Origin of the sequence: Acetivibrio mesophilus (assembly GCF_004102745.1) — a bacterium.
Classification (GTDB): Bacteria; Bacillota; Clostridia; order Acetivibrionales; family Acetivibrionaceae; genus Hungateiclostridium; species Hungateiclostridium mesophilum.
Window position 1 is genome coordinate 238,381 of sequence record NZ_RLII01000001.1, and the last position, 16,257, is coordinate 254,637.

The 16,257-nt window shown below is 38.7% G+C and carries 13 protein-coding genes; all 13 read left to right on the forward strand.

What is annotated here, in order from left to right:
* Window positions 1–12: 12 nt before the first annotated feature.
* Window positions 13–459, forward strand: a complete 447-nt coding sequence (locus EFD62_RS01220; protein WP_069194664.1) for a flavodoxin domain-containing protein — start codon at window positions 13–15, stop codon at window positions 457–459.
* Window positions 460–580: 121 nt separating this feature from the next.
* Window positions 581–1,123 carry a GNAT family N-acetyltransferase gene (locus tag EFD62_RS01225; RefSeq protein ID WP_069194663.1) on the forward strand — a complete coding sequence of 181 codons (543 nt, stop codon included), beginning with the start codon at window positions 581–583 and terminating at the stop codon, window positions 1,121–1,123.
* Window positions 1,116–1,769 carry a nucleotidyltransferase domain-containing protein gene (locus EFD62_RS01230; protein WP_069194662.1) on the forward strand — a complete coding sequence of 218 codons (654 nt, stop codon included), beginning with the start codon at window positions 1,116–1,118 and terminating at the stop codon, window positions 1,767–1,769. Before EFD62_RS01225 ends, EFD62_RS01230 begins: the two co-directional genes overlap by 8 nt.
* 136 nt (window positions 1,770–1,905) lie before the next feature.
* Window positions 1,906–2,934 carry a hypothetical protein gene (locus EFD62_RS01235; RefSeq protein WP_069194661.1) on the forward strand — a complete coding sequence of 343 codons (1,029 nt, stop codon included), beginning with the start codon at window positions 1,906–1,908 and terminating at the stop codon, window positions 2,932–2,934.
* 50 nt (window positions 2,935–2,984) lie between these two features.
* Entirely contained in the window at window positions 2,985–3,419 is a 435-nt protein-coding gene (locus EFD62_RS01240; protein WP_069194660.1) for a LytTR family DNA-binding domain-containing protein, read from the forward strand.
* On the forward strand, window positions 3,416–3,847 hold the full coding sequence (locus tag EFD62_RS01245) for a DUF3021 family protein (RefSeq protein ID WP_128705622.1): 432 nt from the start codon (window positions 3,416–3,418) through the stop codon (window positions 3,845–3,847). The genes EFD62_RS01240 and EFD62_RS01245 overlap by 4 nt, the downstream gene beginning before the upstream one ends.
* Before the next feature lie 146 nt (window positions 3,848–3,993).
* On the forward strand, window positions 3,994–4,920 hold the full coding sequence (locus EFD62_RS01250) for an ABC transporter ATP-binding protein (protein ID WP_069194658.1): 927 nt from the start codon (window positions 3,994–3,996) through the stop codon (window positions 4,918–4,920).
* Window positions 4,920–5,831, forward strand: a complete 912-nt coding sequence (locus tag EFD62_RS01255; protein WP_069194657.1) for an ABC transporter permease — start codon at window positions 4,920–4,922, stop codon at window positions 5,829–5,831. Before EFD62_RS01250 ends, EFD62_RS01255 begins: the two co-directional genes overlap by 1 nt.
* 850 nt (window positions 5,832–6,681) lie before the next feature.
* Window positions 6,682–7,755: an alpha/beta fold hydrolase gene (locus EFD62_RS01260; RefSeq protein ID WP_069194656.1), complete on the forward strand. Its 1,074-nt coding sequence runs from the start codon at window positions 6,682–6,684 to the stop codon at window positions 7,753–7,755.
* Window positions 7,756–7,898: 143 nt separating this feature from the next.
* Window positions 7,899–10,700 (forward strand): RICIN domain-containing protein, encoded by a 2,802-nt coding sequence (locus tag EFD62_RS01265; protein ID WP_069194655.1) that lies wholly within the window; start codon window positions 7,899–7,901, stop codon window positions 10,698–10,700.
* Window positions 10,701–10,714: 14 nt separating this feature from the next.
* Window positions 10,715–14,023: a WG repeat-containing protein gene (locus tag EFD62_RS01270; RefSeq protein ID WP_069194654.1), complete on the forward strand. Its 3,309-nt coding sequence runs from the start codon at window positions 10,715–10,717 to the stop codon at window positions 14,021–14,023.
* Window positions 14,024–14,282: 259 nt separating this feature from the next.
* A complete protein-coding gene (locus tag EFD62_RS01275) occupies window positions 14,283–14,978 on the forward strand; it encodes a response regulator transcription factor (RefSeq protein WP_128705623.1) in 696 nt (231 codons plus the stop codon).
* A complete protein-coding gene (locus EFD62_RS01280; RefSeq protein ID WP_069194652.1) occupies window positions 14,975–16,204 on the forward strand; it encodes a sensor histidine kinase in 1,230 nt (409 codons plus the stop codon). The genes EFD62_RS01275 and EFD62_RS01280 overlap by 4 nt, the downstream gene beginning before the upstream one ends.
* The last annotated feature ends 53 nt before the right edge of the window (window positions 16,205–16,257 follow it).

Here is a 16,257-nt window from a genome sequence, read left to right on the forward strand (position 1 = left end):
AGGAGAATAAATATGAAGACAGCAATATTATATGAATCGTGGCATCATGGAAATACAAAAAAACTTTGTGATGCAATTAAAAAAGAATACGATGTCATACTTCTTAATGTAAAAGAGGATGATATTACACTGGAAGAATATGATCTTATTGGAATTGCATCCGGTATCGCTTATAGCAAATTCTATAAAGAAATTGAACAAGTAGCCAAAGAGAAAATGCCGGAAGGTAAAAATGTATTTCTTATGTACACCTGCGGAAAACCAGGGCAGGATTTTGCAAAAAGTATAAAGAGCACTCTTGCTTCAAAGAAATGCAATGTTCTTGGCACTTATTGCTGCAAGGGCTATGACACATATGGGCCTCTTAAACTTATAGGAGGAATTAATAAGGAGAATCCTACTGAAGATGAGATTCAGGGGGCAGTGAGATTTTATAGTGAAATGATCAGCAAATTGTAGATGGACATGTGATAGAATCTTTTGGGGAACATATCCGCTATTTGAAATTGCTAAATAAAAAAGTGAAAGAAGACTTTATTAAATTTGGGGCGAAATAAGAACAAAAAAAGGATTTTAGATTATGGTTATAGAAACAGATAGATTGATTTTGCGAGAAATGACAGAAAAAGATTTTGATGCATTGTATACTGTCCTTGCAGATTCGGATATTATGGAGCACTATTCTTATTCCTTTGACGAGGATAGAATTAGAGGATGGATAAGAAAAAACATTGAAAGATACAAAGTTTTTGGCTTTGGTTTGTGGGCTGTGGTTTTGAAAGAAACCGGTGAAATGATTGGGGATTGTGGCCTTACAATGCAGATAATTAATGGACAGATAAAGCCGGAAATAGGATATCATATTCGAAAAGATTGTCAGAGGAGAGGATATGCAAGTGAGGCTGCAAAGGCAGTAAGAGATTGGACATTTATCAATACACCTATTAATATTATTTACTCCTATATGAAGCATACGAATGTTGCATCATATAGAACAGCAATAGCTTATGGATGTCAACTGGTTGATGAGTTTGAAGATGACGGTAATGAAAACACTAAAGTGTATGCAATCAGCCGTGATGAATGGAAAAAGTTGAAAAAATACGGAGGTTATTATGATTGACATTAAATTATGGATGGGGCGCTTTACAGAGTTACTTAAAGAAACTTTTGGTGAACGTATTTATTTTGTAGGTCTACAAGGAAGTTACGCAAGAGGTGAAGCAACTGAAGCAAGTGATATTGATGTAGTGGTGATTTTAGATAAGTTGACAGCAGATGATATAAAAAAATATAGTGATATGGTAGATATCCTTCCTAACCGAGAATTGATTTGTGGATTTCTTTCAGGAAAAGATGAGCTCATAAATTGGGAGCCTTCAGATTTATTTCAGTTTTATTATGATACCATACCGATTGCAGGTACTCTTGATGAGCTGTTGACAAAAATTGACAAAGAGGCAGTTGATCGTGCTATTAAAATAGGTGCTTGCAACATTTACCACGGATGCGTGCACAATATGCTATATGAAAAAAGCGATGATATAGTGCGTGGGCTATATAAGTCAGCATCTTTTGTTATACAGGCTCTTGTATTTAAGGATACAGGCAAATATGTTAGGCACCAAAAAGACTTGCTTGAAGCGGTAAACAATGAGGAGAAAGAGATTGTGAATAATTATATTGCTCTGAAGAACGGTGCTACGGTAAAGTTTGATGCAATGTCGGTGGATTTATTTAATTGGGTAAAGAAGCTAATAAAGATATGAAGGCCGCTTTGATTCTTTGAAGGAGAGACTGTAACGCTTGAGAAAATAAAGTAGACATAAAAGAGGTTGTGACTATAGTATTGATTTTTATATTCTTCTTATGTAACATGATAAGTAAAACCGTTGGGGTGGCACTATGTTGCGTAATTTTATTAAAAAATCCAATAATACAGAGATTATCACTGTAAAACAGGTAAATAGCCAAAACTCAACTTGGGGAGGTAATGGAGTGGTTTTTTGTGTAAAAAATGGTAATGGCCTATTGTTCGATGCCAATTATTGCCCAGGGAACCATTTATTTAGTACTTTGGTCTACGGAAATACTCCATTAATAAAATTCTGTGAAGATATGTATCGAGACTTCTGCCCGGATATAGAAGAAAAGCTTGTTTCAGCAGGTTATGGACTTAATATGAGTGAACAGCTGGTTATATCAGAATTAAGGGGCATACTGAACAGTAAATTTATATCATTAGAGCAGTCAGTTGAAGCTCTTAAACCTCTTCTGGGTTTATTGCCAACGGGGTACTATGCACTTGTTGATACTGAACTATGCCCTACAGATGGTAATGGTGAATTCTTTTGGAAGTTGAATAATAAACCAACTTATAATAAGGCATCTCGTCGTATACGTTATGAAGATGGGACTTATAGTGAGGGATTTCCATATTATATTCTACCTACACAACCCCCAAGCCATTATAATCCGAAGCAGGCTGAGTTTTATAGAGATAAAGATGACTATAGAGCATTAGCATATTATATGGCAGGATATCTATGTGTATTGATTGATGGGCATCATAAGGCTGTAGCTGCTGCTATGGATAAGAAAAAGGTAAAAACACTTGTTATTGTTCCGACAAGAGCCATAGTGACGTTAAATGATGATATGCTAAAACGTGGTATATATATAGGCCGTACATTCTTTGGTGAGAAAGAGTTGACTATTATACCTTTTTCAAAAATAATTAAATTATTTGGTTCATGTAGGATTGAAAGAGAAGAGTTAGAAAAATATATGTCAATGTGTAATAGAGATTTTGATCAATATTACGATTGGCCTCCTGAAATATTGGAAGCAGAAAAGACTTTTCCGGATGTAATTACTGTTGCAAGACAGCAGTGGGCACAAGGCATATCAGACAATTTTGATCTTATTCCCTAAAACTTTAAAATTGGAATCGCATTGAATCAAGTAAGGAAGTGAGAGCACAAATGCAGGTTGTATTTGAAAAGGTAGAATCAAAGGAGCAGGAAATAGCTCTCATAAAAGCTGTCGAGAAGACTTCTGATATTCAGAGCGCAATTGATCTGCTTGAAAATGGCATAAACAGTATTTCAGTTACAAAGGATGGCATAACTTACATGTGTAAAATAAATGCTGTTTATTATATTGAATCAGTTGATAAGCGTACTTACATTTATACAAAGAATGATTGCTTTGAGACTAAGAGCAGGCTCTATGAATTGGAGGAAAAGCTTGGCACATATTTTGCCAGGTGCTCAAAGGCAATGATAGTAAATCTCAAAAAAATAAGGAATGTCCGATCAGAACTTGGTGGAAGATTGAATGCTGAAATGCTAAATGGTGAGAAGATTGTCATTTCCAGAAGTTACGTGAAAGATATCAAAAGGAGGATGGATCTATGATAGAGAGGATAAAAACATTATTTATTCAGATGCTTATGATATCCACCGGAATCCTTTTTATTATAAGTGTAGAAGGGGTAACATATCATCTTCTTGGTGAAGAGTTCAGCCTTGATTGGTACCACCCATTGTCAGTTTTAGTGGCTGGATTTGTATGTGCTATTCCAACTCTTTTACTTATGAACTATGGAGAATGGAGTAGAAAGATATTTATTATTAAGCTTATAATTCACATGTTTTTGCTATATGGGATAGTAGTTTTAATGGGATATATTTTTTCGTGGTATACGAGGTGGGATGGTTTTTTATTTGTGACAATAGGCTATTTTCTGGTTTATCTTTTTGTGTGGATAGCCAGCATATGGATAGGGAAACAGGATGAAAAGAAAATAAATAAAGCCTTGGAAGCTATCCGGGACGAGGAATAAAAAAATAGAGTGATGAAAAGAGCAACTTGGTAACCGTTTTTTGCAACTTAGGTTCTTTGCTCTTTTTTTATTGCAGTTGTTTTGGTATGGTTTTCCTTGAAGAGATGAAATGGCATTTTATTTGATGCCAGAAGGAGGAACATAAAATGAGTGCAGTAGTAGAAGTAAAAAATCTTGTCAAAAAATATAAGGAACATGTGGCAGTAGATGACATTTCATTTTCAGTTGAGGAAGGAGAACTGTTTGCCTTTTTAGGTGAAAACGGAGCGGGAAAATCAACAACGATCAATATACTGTGCACTATTTTGGAAAAGACTTCTGGTGAAGCGACAATCTGTGGTTATGAGCTTGGAAAGGATGATGATGAGATTAGAAAAAGTATTGGTATTGTGTTTCAAAATTCAGTGCTTGATAACAAGCTCACAGTAAAAGAGAATCTGTATACACGCGGTTCTTATTACGGATTGTCAAGAGCAGAAATTGCAGATAAACTGAAGGAATATGACGAGTACTTTGAAATGTCAGAGATCTGGAACAGAAGATATGAAAAATTATCAGGTGGACAGAGAAGAAGAGTGGATATCTGCAGAGCACTATTAAATGATCCTAAAATTCTATTTCTAGATGAGCCGACTACCGGACTTGATCCGAAATCCAGAAGGCTTGTATGGGATTACATCGATTCGCTTAGAAAGAAACGTAAAATGACCATTTTTCTTACGACACACTATATGGAAGAAACAAGAGATGCGGATCATGTTGTAATTATGGACCATGGCAAAATAATGTGTCAGGGCACACCGGCAGAACTGAAAAGCAAATATGCCCCGGGACATTTCATATGGTATACCGCCAAAAGTCCGAAGGCAGAACAACTACTGACACAGCTTGAAGGAGAAAAAGCAATAGATATGTCCGCACCAAAATATGATGTGGATCATTATGATATATCAATTCATGGCAACATCACAGAGTTTTTGTACCAACATAAAGATGTGATTACGGATTATGAAATAATCAAGGGAAGTATGGATGATGTGTTTTTGAATATAACAGGAAAGGAGCTTGAGTAATGAAAGGATTTATTGGATTGACTAAGAGACATCTGCTGTTATATTTTAAGGATATTCAGTCAGTTGTTTTTTCATTATTAACTTCAATTATTGTATTTGTTTTGTATCTATTGTTCCTAAAGGGGACGTTTGTGGATGCTATTAATAGTGTAATGAATGGGTTAGAAAGTATTATTAATTCTAAAGACATTGAAATGCTGGTCAATGGGATTCTTTTAACCGGTATTATGGGCTCTGCTATGATTACCGTTCCTTATAACTGCTTAACGACAGTTGTAAAAGACAGAGAGAATAAGATTGATTACGATATCTCTGCTACTCCTATGAAAAGATGGCAGATTATTTTATCCTATTTTGTCTCGTCAGTTATTTCTGCATTTGTAATGACGGCAATTATTTTTACGATTGGATTGATAACATTGAATGCAATGGGAGACACTTGTTTATCGGTAAAGACAATCATAAAACTGTATGGAGTTATCATACTTGGGGCAATATCTGCGACGGCATTCTTTATGATAATAGTACTTTTCTTTAAGTCCTCTTCGGCATGTGCGGCCTTCTTTGGGATGTTGTCGGCTGCAACAGGCTTTGTGATTGGGGCATATATACCTGTGTCGCAGTTTTCCGACAGTGTTCAGACGGCTTGCAATATTTTTCCCGCCAGTCATATAACAGTACTTTTTCGGAATACACTACTAAGTGGCGTACTTGAAAAGATAAATAATGATATAGGGGGATTGGACCAGGGTAAATTTGCAGAAAGCATTCAGGATATTTTCTCATTTCAGGCTTATATGTTTGGTGAACATCTAAAAACGAATATGTCTGTAATTTATACGTGTGTATTTGCAAGCATTACTATAATTGTTATGACATTGCTTTATGCTAAAACATATAAGAGAAGATAACATCAGGATTGCTTTTGCAATGTCTGGTAGTATGCCACTAGCCTTTCAGGCGGTGAGCATATCTTTCGCCTTCAGAGGATTATCATTCTTAACCCATGTAATAATCTGAGACTGAAAAGATTGAAAGAACATTTGTTCAAAAATATAGATATCTGATATACTGTAAGTAAAAAAAGAGAAGTTTGTAATTGAAATTAAAGTCATTTTTTATATGTTAGTGAAAATAATATTACACTAATAGGGAGGCTTATATAAAGCCATTGGAAGGTAAAGTGGCTGTTGTTACCGGAGTCAGTACAGGAGTTGGGATACTACAATTCAGAAAACAGCGATACCCACATCTTACAGAAATGAATTATGGCAACAGATGACGGAAGATAACACCTCTTGGGCCATGTGGAGTGCCTTGTGTTGTGTCAACGGTACAAAAGTGAGTGCGCAAGAAAGCCTTATATATCAAGGCTATAAGCACATGTGGATACGAAACCTATTAGGTGGAAACGGGATTCAATTATTTAGGGGACTTATTTATGAATAATATAAAAGAGAAAGTAGCTATAGCAGCAGACTTCATAACTATATTGTTGTGAATTGTTGTAATAGCAGATTACATTTATTCTTTTTTTGCATATAATAGAGTTGGATTATTTTGTGATGCGTCTTTTCATGCCAACTGAGCAAGACAAAAGGGATTAAGCCCCTAGTCAGGAGAGAAGTTGATACTTGGGAATGGAAAAAGGTGGGCATAGTTTTTTGCTTAAAAAACCATGTAACCCCTGAAATATAGGTTTTGAAGAAAAAATGGGATGTCAAACTTGACACTATCTGTTACTAATAGGGGGATTATGAAATGGAGAAAATTGGCAAACGATTAATGAAAATAATTAAATGGACTGTGATTGTTTTGGTTTCTGCTATCGTACTATTTTTTATAGTGCGTTTTGTCGGGCAGAAGATAAATGCGAGAACACCTGAAGGCGGAATTAATGAGTCGATGTACGTTGACATCAACGGAACGAAACAATGGATTAGTATCTATGGAGAAGATATAAACAATCCTGTTCTGTTATATTTGCATGGTGGTCCAGGTGCATCTACGAGTTCTTATGACTATGCTTTCACGAGAAAATGGGCTGACATATATACCGTTGTTACATGGGACCAAAGAAATTGTGGGAAGAGCTATTCTGAGGAGCAAAACGATACAATCATAACTTATGACCTGATGATGACTGACGGTGTAGAGATGACAGAATTTATTTTGGATTATTTAGGTAAGGATAGAATCACACTTCTTGGTCATTCATGGGGAACAGTATATGGGGCCAATCTTGCTCTTGAATATCCACAATATTATGATTGCTTTATCGGAACAGGACAGTTTATTAATTTTCACGATAATGAAGTTGCATTCAAAGAAATAGCAACAACTTGGGTTGGTGATGATGAAGAAGGCAAAAAACTAATTAACCGTTTGACAATAGGTGATTTCTCAATGGATTATTTTGAAGCAAGAAACACCTTGATGAGTAAATACGGATATGATATTTTTGCTGATGGAACAGATTACAATCTAGTAACCGCACAGATTTTTAATCCTTATTATTCGATATCGGATTTCATTTCATTTATGAATTCGGATTTTTCCCAATATATGATGTTTGTAAATTCCGATGAATTCACAAAATTCTGGTTGTCGGATAGAAACGAATATCAGATTCCATATTACAACATTAATGGGGATAAGGATTATCAGACTAATTACATATTGGCCCAGGAATATTTTGATACGGTCGAGGCTCCATATAAAAAAATGTATATCATGAAGGATACCACTCATGGATTATTGGAAGCAAAATCAGATGAATTTTCAGAGATTTTGCATGAAATAGCCGAATTGGAAAAAAACAGAGGGGGCGATTAACTTATTGTCAACCAATTTTTGACTTTTTTAGTGGTGTTTCATGTCAAAAAAACTGCATTTCATGACAAAAGCATTTTTCCCCGTTTCAGTTATGATAAATTAATTTTAACTATGAGCATATCTATTTAAGGGGGATCGAACATATGAAAGCAAGGCTTTTAACTTTGCTGACAGCTCTCTGTATTATGCTGAGCTTGCTTCCGGTATCAGCAGAGGAAGCTCCCGTCATAACCATAATAACTCAGCCAGCTTCTTTAACTGAAGTCACACAAGGTGAAGTATCGGGAAAGTTATTTGAAACTGCCAGTGCAAGTGTTAAGGATCCAACACCGGTAATAACCATAACAAAGCAACCGGAAAAGATAACTACAGTTTATCAAAAGTTAGAAAAAGCAGAGCTGACTGTTGAAGCCAATCTTTCGAATAATGGTTTTTTAAAATATCAGTGGTACAGCAACACTACAAACAGTAATATAGGAGGTACTCCCGTTACCGCCGCTTCGCGAAGCAGCTTTACGACCCCGCGGTATATGGAAGTTGGAACATACTATTACTACTGCGTAATCACATCATCTGATGCAGAGCCGGTACGTTCCGAGGTTGCTACTGTTATTGTTGAGCCTGAGCCTGCTGATATAAAAATAATTAGACAGCCGGAAGAAACAGTCTCGCTTATAAAAGGAAATACCGACTGGACCTTGTGGGTTATAGCATATGCGTCCTCAAACGCAGAATTGACCTACCAATGGTACTCAAACACCGTTTGCGATAGTAATTCGGGAACACCCATTCTAGGTGCTACGAAAGAAAAGTTTATGATTCCAGCAGACTTAGACGGCGGGACATATTACTATTACTGCGAACTAAGTGCTCCCGGTGCAGAGCCGGTTTACACAGATGTTACAACGGTTAATGTTAAGGTTAAAGAATCCCGAAATGCACCTCCTGCACCAACTCTTGAGTCGAAAACATCAGATAGCATTACTCTTGTATATAACAATTTAGACATTGAATTCAGCATGGACGGAAAGAATTGGGGTGGTCCGATATTTAGGGGGCTTACGCCCTATACCACTTATACAATTTACGCCCGGTATAAAGATACTTATACACATTATGCGTCTCCGGCAAGTGAGCCATTAATGGTCAGGACTTCTAAAAGAGCTGTGGACAAAGGAGAACAAACAGCTCCTTCTGCGCCGGAATTATTAAGCAAAACCGGTAGAAGTGTCACCCTGAAACCAATTGAAGGTGCCGAATATAGAAGGGACGGGGAGGTGTGGCAGGATAGCAACACATTCTATAACCTGTCTTTTTCTACTACATATAAATTTTACGCTCGCATGAAGCAAACTGATGAATTAAAAGCATCACCGGAGAGTTCTCCACTTAAAGTTATCACTGAAGTATCCGGCGGATTTCCCTTTGTACCGAGTAATAAGAACATGACAAACGGTATTATTAAGTCTGGCTGGGCATATATCTATACCCGCGATTATGGTTCCATTGCCCCGAGTAACGGTGGTGTTGTTTCGCCGACAAGAAGCTTTCCCCTTTACTATTTTGAGCATCTGGGTGATAACAAATACTATATTCATACTGCTAACGGAGGATATCTTTCATACCTTGGCCCACTAAAAAGTAATGCTACAATCATTATCAGCGATAAGCCTTGTGAGTGGAAAATCTACGGTCAGAATGCAGGAGGCTATATTGAATATAACTTCAATGTCGCCAGTGACACTACATATTACCTCAAACTCTGGGGTGGAGATGGGGAAGAAACTACGGATTCAAATGTGGCACTTGTAAAAGATAAAGCAAACAGGTTCCAACGAGATGGTGCCCAGTTAACAATAAGAACCCAAGTTGCAGATGAGGATATTCCTCAGTGGTGGAAAGAGTATAAAAAAGGAAAAACCGAACCAACGTACGATGTTGTTGAAATAATAACCTATGAAGCTGCCAACAGTAAAAAACCAACCGACGGACAGGGAACTTCAGAGGGAATATCATCCGGCGAAATCGTACCGGTTACCGCTAACCCAAGTCAAACGAGATTTGTGATGAATGGCAAGCCCGTATCAGTTACGGCGGCGTACAACATAAAAAACACCAATTACTTGCAGCTTCGCGCGATCGCTTCGATGCTAAACGGCACTGCCGCTCAGTTCGATGTAGGTTGGGATGGACAGTATGCCGTAATAGAACCCGGCAGGCCTTATAGTGGCACAGTTACTGCAACCAGACTTCAAAGTACAACTAATGTCCGCAGTAGTGATACGAAATTCAAGATGAACGGGGAAGTATTTTCATTTTCAGATGCACGGCTAATTGACGGTGATACCAATTACATTCAACTGCGTGAGTTTGCACAGAAGCTTTCCGGAACTGCATCACAGTTCAATGTGTACTGGGACAGCGATGCAGGCCAGGCGGTCATTCAGCCGGGTCTAACTTATACGGGGTGGCCACAGATTATTGAGACATCCGACGATACAGATTCAAGTAGTGAAGAGTCGGAGAAGGAAGTTTACTATATTAAAGCTTCAAAAAACAAAAACTTTGTTATAGATGTATCTGATGCAAGTGAAGATGATGGTGCAAAACTCAATCTTCACACCAAGACCGGTAATGATAATCAAAAATTCAGACTTATCAAAATGGACGGAGATGTGTATGTAATCCAGTGTGTTCATTCCGGTAAGTGGTGGACCAGCAGCGGGAAGAAGGGAGCGGTACTCAACCAGTCCGTCTCTGTAACCGATGGCAGTTCTATAACCTTCAGAATAATAAAACAGGCAAACGGGACATACAGAATTATAGATAGCGCAGGGCTTTATGTAGGTGTTTCAGATGCAAAAATGGAAAATGGAGCAAATATCATACTTTGGACAGAAGCTTCAGATGAAAGTCAGACATTTATTCTTGAAAGGATAGAATAAAGGAGGCGTATACGATGAAGAAAAGAATTATCCCACTTTTATTGGCAGCAATTTTGCTCATGGGCATGGTGCCTACTGCGTCAATGGCAGCCAAACCGGAATACACTTCAGAGAACGAGCCAGTGTATCTTGGCACCGAAGCAGAGTATCAAACTACTCTTGATACCATGTTTGACGAAAACGGCCTGCGAAAGGTAAGAGTGGGTTTTTACAGCAACAATGGAGTACTCAATGAAAAATATGGTTTAGTCAACAAATATGGTAATTTTGTGGTACAGCCAATCTATGATGAAATAAAGCTTTATGCATTCAACGAAGATTATAACTACGATGTCGAAGAAACGATTTTGCCCCAATATTTTATCGGCGGATACACTCAGGCAGTACGAGATGGTAAAATGGGCCTTCTCAATACAAGAGGAGAGGAGGTAATTCCCTGTCAGTACGACTTTGTAAGTTTGCCTTCCGAAGGAATGTGCCGCGTGTTCAATGATATACCGGGCAGCTATTACTCGTATCTTGGATACTGGAATCTGGAGCAAAACAGAGAGGTCGTAAAACCTAGCAAATATGTCACCTTGGAGAAGAATAACAGGATCGGCTCTCCTGAAACCAGCAAGAAAAAGCCAACTGGCGATTACCTTGCGGTCCATGACTTTATAGAGGGCTATGCCATGGTTTTTACAGAGGCAAGGGTCGATGTCTCCGGGCTCTCATACATGGCAACGATCATAGATAAAAACGGTAAGGATATTTTTGGAAAGTCATATTTTGTCTATGACTTTGGAAACACTTATGCAAATTACCCGCAAAAAGGCCCGTATTTGAGCTATCAGGTGCCTATAACCATTAAGGATCGTACTTTTACCAAGAAAGACGATTCAAATTGGAGAAAAACATTAACCTTTAATACATATGCCACCGGACTTGCCGGACCTTCCGGCGTTTTAATAAAGCCCACCTACACAACCGGTATTGGGGCGACTCCCGCTGAAGCCGATCATTTCATCAGCCCTGCACGGTTTGAAATCAACACGAAGAATAAGACCATTTACACCGAGAAAGACCATAGACCTGATAAACTCTATGGCACCGGGTATGGCGTCATTGACTTTAGCGGCAAAGTGCTCATTCCTTTCAGTGAAAACGACCTCAGATACAGCGAAAAGGAAAATGCTTACTCGAGCGGCTACACACTTTATACAAGCACATATAATAAAATGGACTATGATGGTGGTGGTATCTTTTTTACCAATGGTTATAATCATGCTTTTAAGTATACGGGAAACTACGACCCAGATGAATCCTACCAGCCATTCGATTATTATTTTGTGAAGCCTGATGGCAGCTATCTGAACATATCAAAAAAATTCGGCTGGGATCCAAAGGAGAGCTATTTGACAGGTTATGAATTCAGCGAATTCAGTACGACCGGTTATGCCTGGATTCAGAATAAAGAACGCACAAAATGGGGGCTTATTGATTTTTCCGGAAATACCATACTGCCTTTTGAGTTTAACAATGTAGATCATGAATCATGGTCGCTTGAGAAAAATGGTTTCGCTGTTGTTGAGAAAGATGGGAAGAAAGGGCTTGTGAACACTGATGGCAAGCTGGTTATTCCTTGTTCCTACAAATCATTCGAATTATCCCGCAACTTACCCGCAGATGCAACCGTTATCATTGTGGAAAATGAAAACGGGAAATTAGGCCTTGCAGAGAAAAAAAACGGCAAGTTATTGCTGCCAGTTGCCTATGATGCTATTGGTGCCGGTACTGTTCTAGTTGGATCCAGTTATGTGCAGCAAAATACACAGATAACTTCTACCTTTTTCGATATGGGTGTCTACTATGTTGAAAAAGACGGAAAGACATACTTGCTCGACAAAAATGGGAAAGAAGTGTTTTCAACCGACAAGAAATTCTACGAAGCAGTCGATGGTCTATACCGCATCGACGGCAGCTACTGCGATAATCGTGGTAGGATCATTATCCCTGATTATCTGGATAATTCAACAAACCTTGAGTCAATGGATAGTTTTACCATTTATATTAAGGACGGAAAGGTCTATAGGGCTTCCGCCAATTATCTGAAGAGCACATTTGGCTATAAGACCTACTCGCCGGAAAAGACAACAGCCACGCCGTCTTCTACCAGGCTCATGGTAAACGGAAAGAATGTGGCCACAGATGCCTACACCATAGGCGGGAACAATTACATCAAGCTTCGTGACCTTGCGGCTATGGTCAATAATACTGAAAAAAACTTTGAGGTTACATATGATGGCTCAAAAAATGCTATTAGCCTCATATCAAATAAAGCTTATACGAGTGTCGGGGGCGAGATGGCCAAAGGAGACGGTAAAGCCAAGCAGGCAACTCGCACCAACTCTAAAATCTTTGTTGACGGTGGCGAAGTTTCCATGACTGCTTACAACATTGACGGAAGCAACTACTTTAAGCTTCGCGATGTAATGCAGATATTTGATATCAGCGTTGGATGGGATAGTGCCACATCAACAGCAACCATTAACACCAATGGGGGCTATGCACTTACTGCCTATGAGCAAAGCAAATATGATGCTTACCAAAAGGCTTATCAGGAAGCCTTAGAAAATCCATACCAGTATAAGCAGATTTACGAGGAGCCTTTTATTCAATTCCAATCCACTCCAAGCAAGCTCCTTTACAAGGTGGGAGAACCCTTTGAAATTGCAGGCTTTAAGGTGGCCGATGTAGATGTTTACGGTTTCGCGACTGATGTTACTTCAGACATCGAATTAAGAGTAAATTCCACCAAGATTTACGATGGCTACAAGTTCACACAGGCAGGCGATAAAATCGTTGATTGTTACTACAAGGGTGAGAAGCTCAACTATTTCAAAATCAGTGTTATAGCTGATGATATCAAATTATTGGAAAGCGGGCACTATTATCTTAAGATCAATGGAAAGTACATTTATCCTGTTTCCGGCGGCTGGTACTGGATGGAGCTTTCTGATAAGAAACCGGATAAACCCTTTAATATCCAATTGGTCGGCAACAGCGAGGAGCGTGGTCCGATGTACTACATCATGTATGATGGCCAATACATTAGGCCACAAACGAATAAAAATGGTGGTCAGCTTATGGCCGACAATGTTCAGTACGTGTGGCGTATCAATAAGTACACCAAATTTTGCACCATTCGAGACTATGGCAATCAAAAGTTGCTGGTTAATGCTTCGGGAGCAAAGTATGACAATGGAACAAAAGTTACAATATGGTCTTACACGGGCTCAGCACCGGAGCACGGAAAGCTAACATTTATCAAGGCAGATTAATGAAAGATGACTGACCTCCCATTTGATATGCGATATTGAATGGGAGGTTTTTTATTTGGTATCTTTTTTTCAATATTATAAAAAATAATATAAAGAAAACATACTAAATTGGGATTTTACTGCTGAGGCGGCAAATGTATGAACAATTTTGGTGGCGATATAACAATTTATGATATTATAGAGTAGCAAAGATATGGCTGATATCGAAAGCAGCGGAAAACAATTGACGGTCAAATGAAACAGGGAAAGGAACAGAAATATGAATAGACTGTTGTTATTGGAAGATGATATCAATTTGATTGATGGACTGCGCTATTCTTTGAAAAAGAACGGCTTTATGTTGGATGTAGCACAAACAGTCGCACAGGCGTATGAATGTTTAAAGTCAACTGCTTATGACCTTTTACTGCTAGATATTACCCTCCCGGACGGAAGTGGATTCGATGTGTGCGATTTGGTGCGCAAGCAAGGGAATCAGGTGCCGATTATATTTTTAACTGCATTGGATGAGGAAGTGAATGTGATTCGAGGACTGGACAGCGGTGGCGATGATTACATCACAAAGCCGTTCAGACTGGGGGAGCTTTCCTCTCGCATTCGGGCTCTGCTGCGGCGAGTAAACATATCGAACAGCGAAAAAATGACTATACTAGAAAGTGGTGACCTTTCCATTGATCTGATGGGAAGCCGAGTATTTTGCAAAGGACAGGTATTGGATTTGACAAATGCGGAATACCGCTTGCTTTGCTTGCTGGTGCGGAATGCCGACCGCATTGTGACACGGGACATGATTTTGAGAGAACTGTGGGATAGTACTGGTAACTTTGTGGATGACAACACATTATCCGTTTATGTACGGCGGCTTCGGGAAAAGGTGGAAATTGATCCGTCCCATCCACAGCGTTTGGTCACTGTTCGCGGATTTGGGTATCGATGGAATGAGGTGTCTATATGAACCTTTTTATGGATAAGCAAGTTCGATGGTATTGTTTATTTTTGATTTTCTTTTCAATTTTGCTGCTTGGCATGAATGTATTGTGCAGTATCAATCAAGTAAATTGCGCAAAAGAGATCTATATAACACATGACGAGGCGATTGCATCCTATCTTTTAGAACATGGGGTTTCCAGAGAGGTAGTTGCAAATGCCTTAACGAGCAATAAAGTCAGTGAAACGGGAAAAGAATTGCTGGCTATGGTTGGCATAGACCACCAGACTGAGAATCATAAACTTCCTTATATTTCCGAACTCCAGCAGTCCTCCCTTTCTGGCACTGTCACGATTTCGATATTATTGATTCTGGTATTGATTGTCATAACTTCTCGTTTCTTTTGGATGAGGAAGCAGCTATATTTGCAGGCAAATAGAGTGATAGGCAATTACATTAATGGAGACTTTTCCAACCATCTTCCGCAAAATAGCGAGGGAGCAATTTATCAGGTGTTTGCTTCTGTTGAACAGCTTGCCACTATACTGCAATCCAAAATAGAGACAGAGAATAAGATAAAGGAATTCTTGAAAAACACAATTTCTGATATATCGCATCAGCTTAAAACACCTTTGGCTGCAATTACCATGTATCAGGAGATCATCGAAGATGAGCCGGACAATGCAGAAACGGTAAAGGAATTTTCAAAAAAAATCCGCGTATCACTAAATCGCATGGAACAGCTTATTCAGTCAATGCTGAAAATAACTCGTTTGGATACGGGAAATATTGCTTTCGAAAAAAGCAGTTATTCTGTGGCAGAGTTGATAGCCAACTCGATCAATGAACTGACTACTCGCGCAAAAAATGAAAACAAGCAAATCATTGTAGACGGTGATCCCAAACAGCATATTTTCTGTGATATGCAGTGGACGAGCGAAGCCATCGGAAATATCGTAAAGAATGCTCTGGACCATACCGGTTCAGGAGAAGTGATTCGCATTACATGGGAGCAAACTCCAGTTATGGTTCGGATTTTTATTTCCGATGATGGAGACGGAATCGCTCCTGAAGACATCTACCATGTATTCAAACGCTTTTATCGAAGTAAAAATTTGCAGAAAACAACGGGAATCGGACTGGGGCTTCCTCTCGCAAAATCTATTGTGGAAGGGCAAGGTGGTGTAATCTCCGTGGAGAGCAAACAACATCATGGCACCACTTTTACCCTTTCTTTCCTTACAGAATCGTAAGGCTAAATTCATCTTATTGTAAGCTACTTATGCTATCCTTTTAGGAGAGGAGG